Annotated in this window: 14 protein-coding genes; 10 read left to right on the forward strand and 4 right to left on the reverse strand. The window is 62.3% G+C overall.

Features of this window, described 5'->3' with window-relative positions; all coding sequences use genetic code 11:
• The first annotated feature begins 26 nt into the window (after positions 1–26).
• The 7 genes from AC1RJW_RS25035 to AC1RJW_RS25065 all read left to right on the forward strand — a co-directional run bounded on the left by AC1RJW_RS25035 (position 27) and on the right by AC1RJW_RS25065 (position 6741).
• Positions 27–533, forward strand: a complete 507-nt coding sequence (locus tag AC1RJW_RS25035) for a DUF4390 domain-containing protein (protein ID WP_226939765.1) — start codon at positions 27–29, stop codon at positions 531–533.
• Positions 533–2827, forward strand: coding sequence for a sensor histidine kinase (locus tag AC1RJW_RS25040; protein WP_493047340.1), 2295 nt, complete (start codon positions 533–535; stop codon positions 2825–2827). The genes AC1RJW_RS25035 and AC1RJW_RS25040 overlap by 1 nt, the downstream gene beginning before the upstream one ends.
• A gap of 98 nt (positions 2828–2925) precedes the next feature.
• The gene (locus AC1RJW_RS25045; RefSeq protein WP_034749318.1) at positions 2926–3645 is read left to right on the forward strand and encodes a response regulator; all 720 of its coding nucleotides are present in this window, start codon (positions 2926–2928) and stop codon (positions 3643–3645) included.
• On the forward strand, positions 3642–4043 hold the full coding sequence (locus tag AC1RJW_RS25050) for a GTPase (protein ID WP_493047341.1): 402 nt from the start codon (positions 3642–3644) through the stop codon (positions 4041–4043). Before AC1RJW_RS25045 ends, AC1RJW_RS25050 begins: the two co-directional genes overlap by 4 nt.
• 156 nt (positions 4044–4199) lie before the next feature.
• Complete coding sequence (locus AC1RJW_RS25055; RefSeq protein ID WP_010393222.1) at positions 4200–4457, forward strand: BTH_I0359 family protein; 258 nt, start codon at positions 4200–4202, stop codon at positions 4455–4457.
• Positions 4458–4543: 86 nt separating this feature from the next.
• Entirely contained in the window at positions 4544–5323 is a 780-nt protein-coding gene (locus AC1RJW_RS25060; protein WP_489628925.1) for a class II glutamine amidotransferase, read from the forward strand.
• A 137-nt stretch (positions 5324–5460) separates the two neighbouring features.
• Positions 5461–6741 (forward strand): EAL and HDOD domain-containing protein, encoded by a 1281-nt coding sequence (locus tag AC1RJW_RS25065; protein ID WP_034784728.1) that lies wholly within the window; start codon positions 5461–5463, stop codon positions 6739–6741.
• Between the two features lie 157 nt (positions 6742–6898).
• Here the strand turns inward: AC1RJW_RS25065 and AC1RJW_RS25070 are convergent, their stop codons facing one another.
• Positions 6899–7270 carry an SPW repeat protein gene (locus AC1RJW_RS25070; RefSeq protein ID WP_493047342.1) on the reverse strand — a complete coding sequence of 124 codons (372 nt, stop codon included), beginning with the start codon at positions 7268–7270 and terminating at the stop codon, positions 6899–6901.
• A gap of 113 nt (positions 7271–7383) precedes the next feature.
• On the reverse strand, positions 7384–11178 hold the full coding sequence (metH, locus tag AC1RJW_RS25075; protein WP_493047343.1) for a methionine synthase: 3795 nt from the start codon (positions 11176–11178) through the stop codon (positions 7384–7386).
• Between the two features lie 640 nt (positions 11179–11818).
• Between metH and AC1RJW_RS25080 the strand changes: the two genes are divergently transcribed.
• Positions 11819–14296 carry an IPT/TIG domain-containing protein gene (locus AC1RJW_RS25080; protein ID WP_493047344.1) on the forward strand — a complete coding sequence of 826 codons (2478 nt, stop codon included), beginning with the start codon at positions 11819–11821 and terminating at the stop codon, positions 14294–14296.
• Between the two features lie 88 nt (positions 14297–14384).
• Here the strand turns inward: AC1RJW_RS25080 and fmt are convergent, their stop codons facing one another.
• Both fmt and def read right to left on the reverse strand, forming a co-directional pair.
• Positions 14385–15341, reverse strand: a complete 957-nt coding sequence (fmt, locus tag AC1RJW_RS25085) for a methionyl-tRNA formyltransferase (RefSeq protein WP_493047345.1) — start codon at positions 15339–15341, stop codon at positions 14385–14387.
• A gap of 97 nt (positions 15342–15438) precedes the next feature.
• Positions 15439–15981 (reverse strand): peptide deformylase, encoded by a 543-nt coding sequence (def, locus tag AC1RJW_RS25090; protein ID WP_046683465.1) that lies wholly within the window; start codon positions 15979–15981, stop codon positions 15439–15441.
• Here def and AC1RJW_RS25095 point away from each other — a divergent pair.
• Both AC1RJW_RS25095 and dprA read left to right on the forward strand, forming a co-directional pair.
• The gene (locus tag AC1RJW_RS25095) at positions 15974–16255 is read left to right on the forward strand and encodes a hypothetical protein (RefSeq protein ID WP_493047346.1); all 282 of its coding nucleotides are present in this window, start codon (positions 15974–15976) and stop codon (positions 16253–16255) included. The genes def and AC1RJW_RS25095 overlap by 8 nt on opposite strands.
• 32 nt (positions 16256–16287) lie before the next feature.
• A complete protein-coding gene (gene dprA / locus AC1RJW_RS25100; RefSeq protein ID WP_493047347.1) occupies positions 16288–17391 on the forward strand; it encodes a DNA-processing protein DprA in 1104 nt (367 codons plus the stop codon).
• Positions 17392–17476: the final 85 nt, after the last annotated feature.

The following is a 17476-nucleotide window of genomic DNA, read 5'->3' on the forward strand; positions in this document are numbered from 1 at the left end:
CCCTGCTGCTGATGCTGGCATGTAGCATGCCACGCGCGCATGCTGCCGACATGGTCGAGATCACCCGTGCCTACATCGAGGCTAGCGAAGAGGGCTACAAGCTGGCCGCCACGTATTCCTTCGAGCTCAATCACGACCTCGATGATGCGGTACAGCATGGCGTGCCGCTGTATTTCACGACGGAAATCGAACTGACCCGGCCCCGCTGGTATTGGTTCGATGAAAAAGCCATCGTGGCGCGCCAGACCAGCAAGCTGTCGTACAACGTGCTGACGCGCCAGTATCATGTGTCGGGCGGCGGCTTGCAGCAAAGCTTTCCCACACTCGACGACGCGCTGTTCCTGATCCGCCGTCCCAGCCGCTGGCTGGTGGCGCGGCGCGGCGAGCTGAAAGTGGGGCAGACGTATAACGTCACCTTGCGCATGGGCATGGACCGCGACTACCTGCCCAAGCCGATACAGGTCAATGCCTTCAATAACAGCGACTGGCGCCTGGCTTCGAATAAAAAAACCTTCTTGTATACGGCGGAGTAGTGAGTCAAGCATTGCGCTATCTGCTGGTGGTGGGCGGCGGCATTGTCAGTATCCTGCTGTTCCTGCTGGCGTCGGCTTCCGACAATTCCGGCTTTTTCGACCGTTACTACACCTGGCTGCTGGGCTTGAACGCGGCCGTGGCCGTGTCCTTGCTGGCACTGGTAGGCATTTCCCTGGCCCGCCTGTACGCGCGCTACAAGAGCGGCAAGTTCGGCTCCAAGCTGATGACGCGCCTGGTGATGCTGTTCGCCGCCGTCGGCATCCTGCCGGGCCTGGTGATTTTCCTTGTTTCCGTGCAATTCGTTTCCCATTCCATCGAATCCTGGTTCAACGTCAAGATCGAAGCGGCGCTGGAATCGGGAATTGAGCTGGGCCGCGCCGGCCTCGATGCAGCCCTGGTCGAGCTCGACCACCGGGGCCACAAGGCCGTCGAAGAAATGGGTGCCGACCCGGTGGCCGGTCCCGCAGTGCTGACCAGCCTGCTGCGCGAAGAGGGCATGCAAAATGTCATGCTCGTCAGCGGTGACGGTGTGCTGCTGGCCAGCGCCGGGCCGCACAGTGCGGCCGACTTGCCGACGCCGGCCATGCTGGTGCAGGCGGCCTTGCCGGCCGGCTATGCCTCCGCTGAAGGGGGGCTGGAATTGCACGACGATGGCACGGAGTCGGGCGGCGGCGGTTTCCGCTCGGGCCTGCCGGCGTCGCTGGAAACGGCGGCCAGCCTGCGTCTGCGGGTACTGGTGGCCGTGCCGGGGCCTTCCGTCTCGCCCCGTTACCTGCAACTGCTGCAGGCGGTGCCGCCCAAGCTGGCGACGAATGGCGAAGTGCTGCGCGCCGCCTACAGCGAATACAAGGAACGTTTCGTCGCGCGCGTGGGATTGCGCAAGATGTACATGGAAATCCTCACCTTGACCTTGCTGCTGGCCATCTTTGGCGCCATCGGCAGCGCCTTCCTGATCGCCGGCAACCTGGCCCAGCCGCTGCTGCTGCTGGCGGAGGGCACGCGCGCCGTGGCCGAGGGCGACCTGTCGCCGCGTCCCATCGTCGCCACCAAGGATGAACTGGGTACCCTGACGCAATCGTTCAACATCATGACGCGCCAGCTGCTCGATGCGCGCACGGCCGTGGAAAGCAACCGCGCCGCGCTGCAAAACGCCAAGGCCCACCTGGAATCGGTGCTGGCGAACATGTCGGCCGGCGTGATGGTGCTCGACGGCGATTTCAAGCTGGTGACCTGCAACGAGTCGGTCGAGCGCATCCTCCAGCATTCGGGCATGAGCATGGTGGGCCAGCCGCTGGCACATATTGCCGGAATGGAAGAGTTTGGCGGCGCCATCATCAGCGCCTTCACGGCGCAAAGCGCGCAATCGGCGTCGGGCCGACAGCAGCGCCTGCACTGGCAGCGCCAAATCGAGATTCCGCGCCGGCTGGGCAGCAGTGCCGACGAGCACGACATCACCTTGCTGGCGCGCGGCTCGCGCCTGCCGCTGGAGTCGGGCAGCGGCTACATCGTTGTTTTTGATGATATTTCCGACGTCATTTCCGCGCAGCGCTCGATTGCCTGGGGCGAAGTGGCGCGCCGCCTGGCGCATGAAATCAAGAACCCGTTGACGCCGATCCAGCTGTCGGCCGAGCGCCTGCAGATGAAGCTCGAAGACAAGCTGGAGCCGCGCGACGCCGAATTGCTCAGCCGCGCCACCACCACCATCGTCAAGCAGGTCGATGCGATGAAGCGCATGGTCGACGACTTCCGCGACTATGCGCGCACGCCGCCGGCCGTGCTCGTGCCGCTGCGCCTGAACGAGCTGATCGAAGAGATATTGAACCTGTACCTGCGCGGCGACGATGGCGACATCATCCACCCGCTGCTGGCGCCGAATCTGCCGATGGTGATGGGCGATCCGACCCAGTTGCGCCAGGTGATCCATAACCTGCTGCAGAACGCGCAGGACGCCATGGCCGACTTGCCGCCGGACTCGCCGCATCCGCGGATTGACGTAAGGACGGAAGCAATTCATTATCGCAGTGCGGACGGCGGCGTGAATATCGCCGTACGGCTGGCCATCACCGACAATGGTCCTGGTTTTGCGCCAAAAATCCTGGCGCGGGCCTTCGAACCCTATGTGACCTCGAAGGCGCGCGGCACGGGATTGGGCCTGGCGATGGTGAAGAAAATTATCGATGAACACGGCGGACGCATCGATATCGAGAACCGGGTCGACGGCAATGGCGCTTCGGTGGTCATTTTGCTGTTAAAGTTAGCTCCCGACGCTCGTGCCCAGGAATTCCTGGCGTGAGGGTCTGGTTTAGTATTTAAAACACTAATAAAATCATAGTTGTCCGCCGTGTACATCTTGTGCGCGACGGCCGGCGAAATGAGGAAGGCAAGACACGAATGGCAAACATACTCGTAGTGGATGATGAAATGGGTATCCGTGAGTTGCTCTCGGAAATTTTGGGCGACGAAGGACATGCTATCCAGCTGGCCGAAAATGCGCAGCAGGCGCGCGAAGCGCGTGCCGCCGGTGCGCCGGATCTGGTATTGCTGGATATCTGGATGCCCGACACGGATGGCGTCACCTTGCTCAAGGAGTGGCAGCGCGATGGCTTGCTGACCATGCCGGTGATCATGATGTCGGGCCACGCCACCATCGATACGGCGGTCGAGGCGACGCGTATCGGCGCCATGAACTTCCTGGAAAAACCGATTGCCCTGCAAAAACTGCTGAAGGCAGTCCAGCAAGGCTTGACGCGGGCACAGGAAACCGTGCGCGCGCCGAGCGTGGCGCCGCGTCCCGTGGCACCCGTGGTGGCCGAGGAAAGCAGCCATCCCGTGCCCAGCTTTGGCGGCAGCGCGCCGCAACAGCTGATGGTGCGCCCAGGCATCGCCGTACCGGCGGTGGCCGAAGGCCATGGCTACAATCTGTCATTCGACTTGCCGCTGCGCGAGGCGCGCGACGCGTTCGAGCGCATGTATTTCGAACACCACCTGGGCCGCGAAGGCGGCAGCATGACCCGCGTGGCGGAAAAAACGGGCCTGGAACGCACCCATTTGTACCGCAAGCTGAAACAGCTGGGTGTCGAACCGGGCAAGCTGGCCAAGAAAGGCCTGTGACGGCAGCCGTGCGGCGCCCGACGCCGCTGACCCTGGTCAGCGGTGGTCGCGCCGCCGGGCGCGAGGCGGCCATCGCGCACGCCTTGCAGCCTGGCCAGCCGGCCGCCGCGATCCTCGAAGGTCTCGCTGATGGCAGCGCCATCCTGGCCGATCTGGCCGATCAAGTTTCCCCTTCTCCATCGTTTCCATTGCAACTGTTGCGCATTGCGCCCGGTTGCCTGTGCTGCAGCGGCAATCTCGTATTGCGTGTAACATTAAATCGTCTGCTGCGCCGTCCCCCCGCGCGCCTGTTCATCAGCCTGGCCGACGCCTCGCATATCGAACAGCTGCGCATCTGGCTGACGGCCAGTCCCTACGATGTCCTGCTGGCGCTGGAACCCGACCTGCTTGTTTCCTGAACGTGGTTGCCTGACGGTATTACCGCAGTCGCAGTTTGCATCTCGTTACAACTCTGTAGCCCGCAGGGTGGCCTGGCCGCTTGAAATGGCGGCGTGGGAACCCCACCTCTGTCCTGAAACCGCAAGAGTTTCTCTTGCTTGAGCGAAGGATGCAAAATGAACCTGATCTATAACAGCGAGCAATACAGCGTCGTGGAATTCGGCGCCGACGTCGACCTGGAAGCCCTGCGCTTCGGCGGCTATGAAATCGTCGACAAGGGCGGCAAGCGCGAGACTTTCATCGCGGGAGTCCTTGCCCAGCATTTCCGCCGCGACGTCACGGAGCTGATTGCCAGCGAACCCAGCATGGAAGAGATCGATGAATTTTTAGGCAGCTATGATTCCCTCATGAGCCAGCCGGTCCTGTTGCACTGATTCTGGCTGTCTGATGGCGATCGCCGCCATACCAATCCGCCGGGCGGCATGGTATGGTGGCCATGTTATCCCGCTGCAAACAGACCATGTGCCAACTTCTCGGAATGAATTGCAATGTCCCTACGGACATTGTCTTTAGTTTTACCGGCTTCGCCATGCGCGGCGGCCATACCGATACCCACCATGACGGCTGGGGCATCGCCTTTTTCGAGGGCGCCGGCGTGCGCCATTTCGTCGACCACCAGGCGGCCATCGCCTCGCCCGTGGCCGAACTGATCAAACGCTATCCCATCAAATCGCGCAATGTCATCGCGCATATCCGCAAGGCCACGCAAGGCCAGGTGGCGCTGGAAAATTGCCACCCCTTCGTGCGCGAACTGTGGGGCCGCTACTGGGTCTTTGCCCACAATGGCGACTTGAAAGAGTTCCATCCCGTGCTGACGGGCAGTTACCGCCCCGTCGGCTGCACGGACAGCGAACTGGCCTTTTGCTACCTGCTGCAGGAGCTGCACGCGCGCTTTGGCGACGCCCCGCCGGCCTTGCCGCAGCTGCATGCCGCCCTGGCGGAATTGTTGCCCGGCATCGCGGCCCACGGCACGTTCAACATGATGCTGTCGAGCGGCGAGGCGCTGTTTGCCCATTGCTCGACCAGCTTGCACTATCTGGTGCGACAACATCCGTTTCCAACTGCTAAACTCTCCGATGAAGACTTGAGCGTGGACTTTTCCCAGGTGACGACGCCCCAGGACAGGGTGGCCGTGATCGTTACCCAGCCGCTGACGACGAATGAGCAATGGACGGCGTTTGCGCCCGGTGAATTGAAATTATTTGTCGACGGGGTGGTGCAAGACACGCCAGCGGCCTAATTTGTTGACGACAATACGCTGGATTGCTGCCAAAATACCCACAGCGCGGGCGAAATTCAGCTAAAGTATTGTCAATAGTGAACCTTGATGCGGGCGCCGCGCGGCCGGTGTCACTCGACGTGATTGATGAAGAGTTAATGATCGATATTTCCAGCAACGACATCACCCCGAAACCCTTGCGCGTGCGCGAGTTCTATCTGGGTCGACAACCTATCCTTGACCGCAATCAAGCCCTGTTCGGCTATGAGTTGCTATTCCGCAACGCTCCGGTCGGCCCCGCCAACATTACCAGCGACCTGTCCGCCACGGCCTCCGTCATCGCCCATGCTTCCCAGTTGGGCATGGAAAAGGTCATCGGCGACGCGCTCGGTTTCGTCAACGTCGATGCCGACGTGATCATGAGCGATATCTTCGTCTTCCTGCCGCGTGAAAAAGTGGTGCTGGAAATCGTTGAATCGATGCCCGTCACGCCGGAAGTGCGCGCGCGCATCAGCGAACTGGTGGGCCACGGCTTCACTTTCGCGCTGGAAAACGTCGTCTCCGATACGTCGCAAGTGCAGGAACTGTTGCCGCTGGTGCAATACGTCAAGATGGACATGAGCACGGTCGACCCGAAAGTGCTGGCAGCGCTGGCGCCCCGTTTCAAGCAGGAAAACAAGAAACTGGTGGCGGAAAAGGTCGAGACGCGGGAAGAATTCAAATCGGGCCTGGACCTGGGCTTCGATTATTTCCAGGGTTATTACTTTGCCAAGCCCGCCATCATGACGGGCAAGAAGCTGTCGCCGTCGCAACTGGCCGTCATGGAACTGATGACACTGGTGACGTCCGATGCCGACAACATGGATATCGAGCGCGCCATCAAGCGCGACGTCTCGCTGGCCTTGAACCTGTTGCGTTTGGTCAATACGCCAGCCGTGGGCGCGCGCCAGCGCATCGATTCGCTGAGCCAGGCCGTGACCGTGCTGGGCCGCCGCCAGTTGCAGCGCTGGCTGCAGATCATGCTGTATGCGGAACCAAGCAAGCGCGGCCATAGCATGACGCCGCTGCTGATGCTGGCCACCACGCGCGGCCGCCTGCTCGAATTGCTTGCGCATAAACTGCGCCCGAACCATGCCCATTCGGCCGATATCGCCTTTACGGTCGGCATCATGTCCCTGATGGATACCCTGTTCGGCGTGCCGATGTCGGAAATCCTCAGCCAGATCGAAGTCATCGACGAAGTGGCCGAAGCGCTGCTGTCGCGCGAAGGCTTCTACGGCGACCTGCTGCGCCTGGCCGAATGCATCGAGCGCATCGAAGACATGGAAGGCGAGATCGTGCCGACCTTGCGCGACCTGGCCATGTCGCCGGACGACCTGGTGGAGCTGGAAATGGCGGCCTATGAATGGAGCGACAACGTTGTAAGGTATGCGCTGTAGGTCGGATCAGGTGGGGCCGCCGAGGCCCGCAGGGCCGTAATCCGACAACATTGTTGGCAATGATTGTGGTGTTGTCGGATAACGCGCAAGCGCTAATCCGACCTACCTTTCGAAAAAGCCCTGCACGGCTTGGCCGTGGCAGGGCTTTTTTGCGCCGCTACGCGGCGGCGCCGGGCCAATGCTTGTGCAGCTCGGGGTCGGTGCGCAGTTCCCACAGGGCCAGCACGACGACGGCGATACCGACGAGCAGCTCGTTCCACATGACGACGCGTTGATCGGCCAGCCGCAATACCCACGGCGAGACGGCGACCCAGACGCCCACCAGCAGGTTGACGACGACGGCCCAGAAATAGGTCTTGTACAGGTCGAAGGCGGCCAGCACGGCGATGACCAGGCCCGAGATAAAGGCGTTGAGCATCTGTGGCGAGCCTTCGGGATACGAAAAGGCCCAGGGCGAGACGACGAGCCATAGGCCCAGCAACAGGATCACTTGGTCCTGCCAGCGTTTCAGTTTGAAGTTGGTTGCCATATTACCTCCTTGCCAGTTGGGGAACGGGCCGGAGCGGGCATGCAGCATGCCGGCCGGCATACTGCGTTAGTGCGCTTCGGCGCGCGATAAGTTCCGCGCGCCTTGTGCTTATATTATGACAGATTGGGTGCCAGCCAGCGTTCCACGTCCTCGATGCTGGCGCCACGGCGCTTGGCCATGTCTTCCACCTGGTCCATGCCGATCTTGCCGACGACGAAGTATTTCGACTCCGGGTGGGCAAAATAGAAGCCGGACACGGCCGCGCCGGGGAACATGGCATACGATTCTGTCAGCTGCATGCCGATTTCCTCGGCCTGCATGACCTCGAACATTTCTTTCTTGACCGTGTGCTCGGGGCAGGCAGGATAGCCGGGCGCCGGGCGGATGCCGACATATTTCTCGGCGATCATGTCGTCGTTGTTCAAGTGCTCATCGGGTACGTAGCCCCACAAATCCTTGCGCACGCGCTCATGCAGGTATTCGGCAAACGCCTCGGCCAGGCGGTCCGCCAGCGATTTGAGCATGATGGACGAGTAATCGTCGTGCGCGTCTTCGAAGCGTTTTTCGTATTTTTCGATGCCCAGGCCGGACGTGACGGCAAACATGCCGATGTAATCGTTCACGCCAGATTCCTTGGGGGCAATGAAGTCGGCCAGGCACTGGTTCGGCCGCTGCACGCCGTCGACCACGGGTTTGACGCCTTGCTGGCGCATGCCGTAATACGTGAACGCCACGCTACTGCGCGTATCGTCCGTGTACACCTCGATATCGTCGTCATTGACGCTGTTCGCTGGCAGCAAGGACACGACGCCATTGGCCGTCAGCCAGCGCCCGTCGATGAGTTTTTTCAGCAAGGCCTGGCCTTCCGCGTACACCTTGGTGGCCGCGTCGCCCACCACTTCATCCGTCAAGATGGCGGGGAAGGGGCCGGCCAGGTCCCAGGTCTGGAAGAACGGGCCCCAGTCGATATAGTTGGCCAGGGTGGCCAGATCCACGTTCTTGAACACGCGGCGGCCGATGAACTTCGGTTTCACGGGCTTGCAGGCGCCGTCGAACGGCACGACCATCTTGTTGGCACGGGCCTGCGCCAGCGGCAATATGGGCAGGGCTTTCTTGTTGGCGTGCTGCTCGCGGATGCGCGCGTAGTCGATTTCAATGTCTTCCACATACTTGTCGCGCTGCTCCGGCGTCAGCAGCGATTGCGCTACGGAAACGGAACGCGAAGCGTCCGGCACGTAGATGACGGGGCCTTCGTAGTTGTGCGCGATTTTCACGGCCGTGTGTGCGCGGCTGGTGGTGGCGCCGCCGATCAGCAGGGGAATCTTGAGCATGCGGAAATGTTCGTCGCGCTGCATTTCCTTGGCGACATACGCCATTTCTTCCAGCGATGGCGTGATCAGGCCCGAGAGGCCAATGATGTCGGCGTTTTCCACCTTGGCGCGCGCGAGGATTTCCGAGCACGGCACCATCACGCCCATGTTGACCACTTCGAAGTTATTGCATTGCAAGACTACCGTGACGATATTCTTGCCGATGTCATGCACGTCGCCTTTCACGGTCGCCATGATGATCTTGCCCTTCGGCTTGGCGACGATGCCCGTGCGCTGCTCTTCCAGCAGTTTTTCTTCTTCGATGAACGGAATCAGATGGGCCACGGCCTGCTTCATCACGCGCGCCGATTTCACCACTTGCGGCAGGAACATTTTGCCTTGGCCAAACAGGTCGCCCACCACGTCCATGCCGGCCATCAAGGGGCCTTCGATCACGTGGATGGGGCGCCCGCCATTGTGCAGCAGCTGCTGGCGCGCTTCTTCCGTGTCTTCCACGATGAATTGCGTGATGCCGTGCACCAGCGCGTGCGACAGGCGTTCCTGTACCGTGCCTTCGCGCCAGGCCAGGGTTTGCGCTTCGGCCTTGCCGCCCGCCTTCAGGGTGCCGGCAAATTCGATCATGCGCTCGGTCGAGTCTTCGCGGCGGTTCAGCACCACGTCTTCCACGCGTTCGCGCAATTCCGGGTCCAGGTTGTCGTACACGCCCACCATGCCGGCGTTGACGATGCCCATGGTCATGCCGGCCTTGATGGCGTGGTACAGGAAGACGGTATGGATGGCTTCGCGGGCGGGATCGTTGCCGCGGAAACTGAACGACACGTTCGACACGCCGCCCGAGATCTTCGCGTACGGCAAGTTTTCCTTGATCCAGCGCGTAGCATTGATGAAGTCGACGGCGTAGTTGTTGTGCTCTTCGATGCCGGTGGCGACGGCAAAGATGTTCGGGTCGAAAATGATGTCTTCCGGCGGGAAGTCCAGCGCATCGATCAATAAATGGTATGCGCGGGCGCAAATCTCGATCTTGCGCTCGAAGGTGTCGGCTTGCCCTTTTTCATCGAAGGCCATGACGATCACGGCCGCGCCGTAGCGGCGGCACAGCTTTGCCTGGCGCAGGAATTCTTCCTCGCCTTCCTTCATGGAAATCGAGTTGACGATGGCCTTGCCCTGCACGCATTTCAAGCCCGCTTCGATGACCGACCATTTCGACGAGTCGACCATGATGGGCACGCGCGAAATATCGGGTTCCGAGGCGATCAGGTTCAGGAAACGCGTCATGGCGGCTAGCGAGTCGAGCATCGCCTCATCCATATTGATATCGATCACTTGCGCGCCGTTTTCCACTTGCTGGCGGGCAACGGACAGGGCTTCGTCGTATTGCTCGTTGAGAATCATGCGCGCGAACGCCTTGGAACCCGTGACGTTGGTGCGCTCGCCCACGTTGACGAACAGCGATTCGTCGTTGACGACGAACGGCTCCAGGCCCGCCAGGCGCAGGTCGTGCGATGGGGCCGGCACCGTGCGCGGTGTGTTTTTCGACAGCAACTCGCCGATGGCGGCGATGTGCTCGGGCGTGGTGCCGCAGCAGCCGCCCGCCATGTTCAGGAAGCCCGCGTCGGCAAATTCGCGCAGCAGGGCGGACGTGTCGGCCGGCAACTCGTCGAAGCCCGTGTCGCTCATGGGATTGGGCAAGCCCGCGTTCGGGTAGATGCAGACGAAGGTGTCGGCGATCTTGGCCAGCTCTTCCGCGTACGGGCGCATCAGGGCGGCGCCCAGCGCGCAGTTCAGGCCGATGGTCAGCGGTTTCGCGTGGCGCACGGAATTCCAGAAGGCGGGCACGGTCTGGCCCGACAGGATACGGCCCGAGGCGTCCGTGACGGTGCCGGAAATCATCAGCGGCAGGCGCACGACGGCCGGATTCTGCTCGTAGTACAGGTCGATGGCGAACAGGGCCGCCTTGCAGTTCAGGGTATCGAAGATGGTTTCCACCAGCAGCACGTCGGCGCCGCCCTCCACCAGGCCCTGCGTCTGCTGCAGGTAGGCGGCCACCAGCTGGTCGAAGGTGACGTTGCGCGCGGCCGGGTCGTTGACGTCGGGCGAGATCGATGCCGTCTTCGGCGTGGGGCCCAGGGCGCCGGCGACGAAGCGCGGCTTGTCCGGCGTGGAATATTTATCGCAGGCGGCGCGCGCCAGTTTTGCCGCCTGGACGTTCATTTCATAGGCCAGGTGGGCCATGTGGTAATCGTCTTGCGCGATCGTCGTGGCGCCGAAGGTATTCGTTTCGATCAGGTCGGCGCCGGCCGCCAGGTAACGCTCGTGGATTTCCTGGATGATGTGCGGCTGCGTCAGGGTCAGCAGCTCATTGTTGCCTTTGACGAACAGTTCGCGCGCGCCGCTGTCGGCCGGCGCGGCGAAATCGATGAAGCGGCCGGCGGGACCGCCACGGTACGCTTCTTCGTCGAGCTTGTATTGCTGGATGATCGTGCCCATGGCGCCGTCGAGGATCATGATCCGCTGCGCCAGGATGGCGCGCAAGGTGGCTTCGGTCGGGGACATGGCGGGGATCACGGTATCGTTCATTTCATGCTTTCAATAGGCAAACGGGCGGCGGCGCGGCGACAAGACTGTACGGGGCGGTTGCGGGCCAGCAGGATCAGCTGACGGAGAGTGCCGGCCGGGTAGGGCAGGCAGAAGGTGGCAATCGCCTGATTTCACCGGGTCTAAAATTATACGGCATCAGGCTGCTTTGGTTTTAAGCAAAAGCGGCCGTTCGCCCCACGGCATGCCTTCTTGCAACACATCGCCTTGCGCCGCCCCCGCTGCTGAAAATTACACTCCTGAAAATCTTACTCAAAACGTTAATTCTTCCGCCAAAATTGGCAGGAAGGCACGGCGTCTAGGCTGTGGAAAAATTTCCACATTATTTGCGCCATCTCAAGATATTTTTAATGAATTGAATGGCAATAGCTGCAAAGGAAAATAATTTTGATTTAGGACAACATAGAGTGGCGCGGATAATTCTCAAAATAAAGCTTTCCAAGCAGATATCTTAATTATTATCAAAACCAATTGAATCAAAAGCATTAATAGTTGTCTTTGGGAATTGAATTAACCCATAATATTGGTTCCTCGAAATTAAATTCTCACCAAAAGTCACCAATATGTCACATTTCTCTCGTGTCCTCTCCGGCATGGCGCTGCACCAACATGGTTGCCAGCCATGAAAAACCATCTGCTTGTGGCATTGTTTGTCGTGCTGGGCCTGTCCGCTTGCGGCGGGGGAGGCGGTGGCGGTGGCGATACGGTGGTGGCGACCACGTCGGGTAATCCCGTCGTGATTCCTGCCGTGACGGCCGTCTCGGCGGCGAATGTCGCCGTGGGTGGCAGCTTGGTGGTGACTGGCACGAATCTGAGCCGTGTGACGGCTTTCCAGGTCGGGGGCGTGACGGTCGCCAGCAGTGCCGTCAGCGACACCAGCGCGACCTTGGTCATGCCGGGCGTACCCGTCGCGGGCGCCTTGAGCCTGGTCAGCGCCAGCGGCACGGCGGCCACCAGCTATAACGTGAACGTGTACCTGCCGCTGAGCGTGAGCAGCGTCGCGCCGGCGACGGGCGGTGTCGGTTCCAGCGTGACGATCGCGGGCGGCGGCATGGGCGCCGTGACGGCGGTGCAGTTCGGCAATGGCGCGGCGGCAACGCCGCAAAGCCAGACGGCCGGCAGCGTGACGGTGGTGGTGCCTGCGGGCGCGGCAACGGGACCGCTGACCGTGCGCGGTCCGTACAACGATGTGATCAGCAGCGACACGTACACGGTCCTGGCCAGCGTGGCGGTGACGTCGATCACGTCGGCCGTCAACGGCGCGACCTTGTCGGTGACGGTGCAGGGCAGCAATCTCGACCAGGTCAGCGCGGCGACGGTGGGCAGTACGCCAGCTGTCATCGTCAGCGCCAGTGCCAGCCAGCTGCTGCTGTCCGCACCCGCATCGGCAACGGGCAGCGTGATGCTGTCGGCCGCTGCGCGCATCGCCGTGAATGCGGGCACGGTGTCGGCCTTTACCTTGGGCAGCATTGATTTTGCGCAGGTACTGAACCTGAACGCCAGCGATGCAGCCTTGCGCCTGACGCGCGGCAAGTCGGCCGCCGTGCGCGTGTCCGTGCTCGCTACGCAAGCGGGCCAGGCCAGCCCGGCCGTGGTCTTGAATGCGACGGCCGCCAATGGCAGCAACCTGGGCAGCATCACCATGAGCGGTCCATCGGTCTTGCCGACGGCGAAAAGCGATTACAGTTTCAACGGCAACTTCAGCGCCGTCCTGCCTGCTGGCTGGATCTTGCCCGGCGTGCGCGTGCGCGTGACCGCCGTGGGCAATGATGGTACGCAAGTGAGCCAGGAAGCGGCACCCGTCGTGGCCAGCGCGGCGAAAATCCATCTGGTGCTGGTGCCGCTGAGCACCGACGATGGCGTGGCGCAACTGCCGGACGCCGAGGTGATCCGCACCGCGCTGACCCGTGTGTATCCGTATGCGGCGGAAAATATCAGCATTACCACGCGCGCGCCACTGAGCGTGCCGGGCAGCAGCACGGCCGACAGCTGGTGGAGCTCGACCCTGGAAACCCTGAACGGCAAGCGCGCCCAGGAAGATAGCGGCGCCTTTTATTATGGCTTCGTGCCGAAAATGTCTTCCACGCGTGCCGCCGGACTGGCATACGTCAATTCGCGCACCGTCGCCGGCGATTTCACGGCAGCAATCGGCCTCGATGCCAGGTTCAGCAGCATTGCCTCTGTCGATCCGTTCGGCAATAGCTGGCCTGAATGGCTGACTACGCTTGTACATGAGCTGGGCCACAACCACTCGCTGGAGCACGTCGCCTGCGGCGGCCCGACTGGCGTTGCCACCGACTACCCGTATGCAAATGGCGAACTGGGTCCGCAACCGCTGTACAACAGCAACTATGCGGGCACCATCGGCCAGTTGAGCAAGGCAGTCTACGGCAGCACGCCGATGAAGGACGTGATGAGCTATTGCAGCGGCGCCTGGTTCTCCGACTACAGCTATGCGCGGGTGCAGCAATTCCTGGAAAAACGCAGCACGCAGGCGACGGGCAGCAATGTGCTGGCCGCCAGCATGTCCGTGGCCGAGAATGGCTATCTGACCATTTCCGGCCGCATCACGCCGGCGGGCGTGGGGCTGCGCCCTGCCGTTGCCTCGTCGGCGCGCACCGGCGCCGCTGCCAGCGGCAGCGGCCATGCGTACACCTTGCGCGTGTTGACGGCGTCGGGACAGACTATCGACTTGCCCTTCGATGGCGTCTCCGTGGCCGACCATGGCGGCAGCGCCATGAGCCATTTCCGCGTCAGCTTTGCCAATCCGGGCGATATCAGTGATGTGCAAGTGTTGCAAAATGGCAAGGCTTTAGCCAAGCTGGAGCGCCCGGCGCGCCGCAGCAGGGCCGCCGCCAACGATGCCACGTTCGATGCGGTACAAAGCGGCGGCAAGCTGGCGCTGGTCTGGAATGCCGAGACGGAACCCTACGCCGCCGTGCTGCACGTGGCCGCCGATGGCCGCAAGACGGTGGTCGCCAGTGACTTGACGGGTGGCAAAGCCAGCGTCGACGTCAGCGCCTTGCCAGCCGGTGGCCGCTTCGAGGTCAGCCTGTCGTCGTCCGTGGGCGGACGTTTGATGAAGGTGCAGCGCCGCTAAGCCAGCGGGCTGGATGCAACAAGGGCTTGCCGCGGCAAGCCCTTTTTTTATGGCCGTCAACATGACGGCACGGTGCGATCAAGCGAAACTATGCGAAACGCTTGCCTTCCAGCGGGAAACCCTTGATGAATTCGGCCGCGGGCAGGCGCTTGCCGCCCGGTTTTTGCAGTTCCGTCAGGCGCAGGGAACCATTGCCGCAAGCCACGACGATGCCGTGCTGGGCGTCGGCCGCCAGCACCTGGCCCGGCGCTTCCTTGCTGTCCGCTTCGAGTGCCTCGGCGGCCCAGATCTTGATGGTGGTGCCATCGACCTGGCCGCAGGCGCCGGGAAACGGATTGAAGGCGCGGATTTTCAGGCCCAGTTCCAGCGCCGGCTGGCTGAAATCGAGCGCCGCCTCGTCCTTGGCGATCTTTGCCGCGTAGGTGACGCCCGCCTCCGGCTGCGGCACGGCTTCCAGCGGCTGCTGCTGCATCTTGCGCAGGGTCTCGACGATCATCTTGCCTCCCAGGGTGGCCAGCTTGTCGTGCAGGGTGGCGGTGGAGTCGCCCGCTTCGATGGGGGTGCGCTCGATGGCCAGCATGGGGCCCGTATCGAGGCCTTCTTCCATCTGCATGATGGTCACGCCCGTTTCATCGTCGCCCGCCTCGATGGCGCGGTGGATCGGTGCCGCGCCGCGCCAGCGCGGCAGCAGGGAACCGTGGATATTGATGCAGGGCTTGATGTCGAGCGTGCTGCGCGGCAAGATCAAGCCGTAGGCCGCCACCACCATCACGTCGTAATCGGTGGCCAGCAGGCGTTCGTGGGCCGCCTTTGCCTCGGCGGCGCGCTGCGGGTCCTTGCTGTCCATGCGCAGGGACAAGGGCTGCAGCACCTCGATGCCATGCTGCTGCGCATACTGCTTGACGGCCGAAGCATGCAGTTGCATGCCGCGTCCGGCAGGGCGGTCGGGCTGGGTCAGCACCAGCGGAATCTCGAATCCCGCTTCGTGCAAGTCTTTCAGTGCCGTGGCGGCGAATTCAGGCGTGCCTGCGAAGATCACTTTCATATGGTTCCTTGACGTGAGGTGCGCAGGCCCGCGCCCGAGGGCGCCAGGCTGGCGTGGTGTAACGACTACTGTTGCTGCTTAGTCTATCAGCAGTAGCTTAGAAACGGCGGTTCTGTGCGCGCAGGCTCGCTTCGCGCTCGAGACCACGGATTTCCTTGATCATCTTGGTCTTGATGCGGTTGCGCTTGAGCGGCGACAGGTATTCGACGAATACCTTGCCCAGCAAATGATCCATCTCATGCTGGATGCAGACAGCCAGCAAGCCATCGGCTTCCAGCTCGAACTGCTTGCCGTGGCGGTCTTGGGCGCGCACCTTGATGCGGGCCGGACGCTCGACGCCATCGTAGACGCCGGGGACGGACAAGCAGCCTTCGTCGTAGACCTGCTTTTCTTCGCTGGCCCAGGTGATTTCCGGGTTGATGAAGACTTGCAGCTGGTTTTTCTCTTCGGTGGTGTCGATCACCATCATCTGGATATGCTCGTCCACTTGCGACGCGGCCAGGCCGACGCCAGGGGCGTCGTACATGGTTTCGGCCATGTCATCGATCAGGGTTTGCAGGCGCGCGTCAAATTCGGTGACGGGCTTGGCGATCGTGTGCAGACGAGGATCGGGGTAACGCAGGATATTTAATATGGACATACTGATTCGACTGGTTAAGGTGGGCGCCGGTGCGCCGGATTATTCATGCCTGGGCCATGCGGACGATGGCAGGGCTATTTTATTTTTGAGTACGCTACGGTTGGGCGCGTGTGGCGCAACGGCGCGGCAGATGCGTTTGCCAGTGCGCTATTCGTTTGCTGCAAAGGGAAATTTTATCACAGACGCCCATGGCACTGTGGACGGCGGGCCGTTTTGCGGCGCCATTGCACGCATCCTTGCGCGCGTCGGTATCGCGTGCGCGCCATGGCGCTAGCATGGGATGGCACAGTACACAACGAGGTTGTCATGCATGCAATCGCAACGACGGCGGACACGGCCGCGGAACTGGCGGGCTGGCTGCGCCTGCAGCATCTGCCCGGCGTGGGGCCGGTGGCGGCGCGCGCCTTGCTGGCCCGCTTCGGCTTGCCGCCGGATATCTTTGCCGCGCCGTTCGAGGCCTTGCGCGAGGTGGTGCCGGCCAGCGTGGCGCGCGCCATCGTGCAGCCGCCCAAACCGGTGGCCAACAGCCAGCTGGCGCTTACCCTGCAGTGGCTGCAGCGGCCCGGCAATGCCGTGCTGACCCTGGCCGATGCCGCGTATCCGCCCCTGCTGCTGGAAATCGCCGATCCGCCGCTGTTGTTATATGTGCGGGGGCGGGCGGAACTGCTGTCGCGTCCCGGCGTGGCCATCATCGGCAGCCGCAATGCCAGCGCGCAAGGCATGCAGAATGCGGCCGCCTTCGCCCAAGCGTTGAGCATGGCAGGCTTGACCATCATTTCCGGGCTGGCGCTGGGCATCGACACGCACGCGCACGAGGGCGGCTTGCGCGGCGAAGGCGGCACCGTGGCCGTGATCGGCACGGGCGCCGATCTGGTGTATCCACGACGCAACCTTGATCTGGCGCAAAGAATTGCCGAACAAGGTTGCATCGTCAGCGAATACGCGCTGGGCTTGCCGGCCATGCCGGGAAACTTTCCGCGCCGCAACCGCCTGATCAGCGGCCTGGCGCGCGGCGTGCTGGTGATCGAGGCGGCTGCCCAGTCGGGTTCCCTGATCACGGCGCGCCTGGCCGGCGAGCAGGGGCGCGACGTGTATGCCTTGCCCGGTTCCATCCACTCGACTCTGGCCAAGGGTTGCCATGCGCTCATCAAGCAGGGCGCCAAGCTGGTCGAGTCGGCCGATGACGTGCTGCAAGAGCTGCAATGGCTGGGCGGCATTGCCACGTTGCCGGCAGCGGTGGAAGACGAACCGCCGCTGCTGGCGGCGCTGGGCCACGACCCGCACGATGCCGATACCCTGGCCGCGCGCAGCGGCCTGGCCATGGGCGCGCTGATGGCTGAATTGCTGGCGCTGGAGCTGGCGGGCCGGGTCGAACGCTTGCCGGGAGGACTGTTTCAACGCTGCAAATGACAGCTTGTCACTTGTGTGGCGGCCTTGCCGCACGGGCGCGCTTTGTCGGTGTGCGCCCTTGTGTCTTAGCGAACTTAGCTGCTAG

It is taken from the genome of Janthinobacterium sp. GW822-FHT07A03, from assembly GCF_058798815.1.

Coding starts and splice junctions, on each gene's coding strand:
- dprA (WP_493047347.1), top strand. CDS start 16,288: ATGCATGCAATCGCAACGACGGCGGACACGGCCGCGGAACTGGCGGGC.
- AC1RJW_RS25065 (WP_034784728.1), top strand. CDS start 5,461: ATGATCGATATTTCCAGCAACGACATCACCCCGAAACCCTTGCGCGTG.
- AC1RJW_RS25070 (WP_493047342.1), bottom strand. CDS start 7,270: ATGGCAACCAACTTCAAACTGAAACGCTGGCAGGACCAAGTGATCCTG.
- AC1RJW_RS25055 (WP_010393222.1), top strand. CDS start 4,200: ATGAACCTGATCTATAACAGCGAGCAATACAGCGTCGTGGAATTCGGC.
- AC1RJW_RS25045 (WP_034749318.1), top strand. CDS start 2,926: ATGGCAAACATACTCGTAGTGGATGATGAAATGGGTATCCGTGAGTTG.
- fmt (WP_493047345.1), bottom strand. CDS start 15,341: ATGAAAGTGATCTTCGCAGGCACGCCTGAATTCGCCGCCACGGCACTG.
- metH (WP_493047343.1), bottom strand. CDS start 11,178: ATGAACGATACCGTGATCCCCGCCATGTCCCCGACCGAAGCCACCTTG.
- AC1RJW_RS25035 (WP_226939765.1), top strand. CDS start 27: ATGCCACGCGCGCATGCTGCCGACATGGTCGAGATCACCCGTGCCTAC.
- AC1RJW_RS25095 (WP_493047346.1), top strand. CDS start 15,974: ATGGACATACTGATTCGACTGGTTAAGGTGGGCGCCGGTGCGCCGGAT.
- def (WP_046683465.1), bottom strand. CDS start 15,981: ATGTCCATATTAAATATCCTGCGTTACCCCGATCCTCGTCTGCACACG.
- AC1RJW_RS25060 (WP_489628925.1), top strand. CDS start 4,544: ATGTGCCAACTTCTCGGAATGAATTGCAATGTCCCTACGGACATTGTC.
- AC1RJW_RS25080 (WP_493047344.1), top strand. CDS start 11,819: ATGAAAAACCATCTGCTTGTGGCATTGTTTGTCGTGCTGGGCCTGTCC.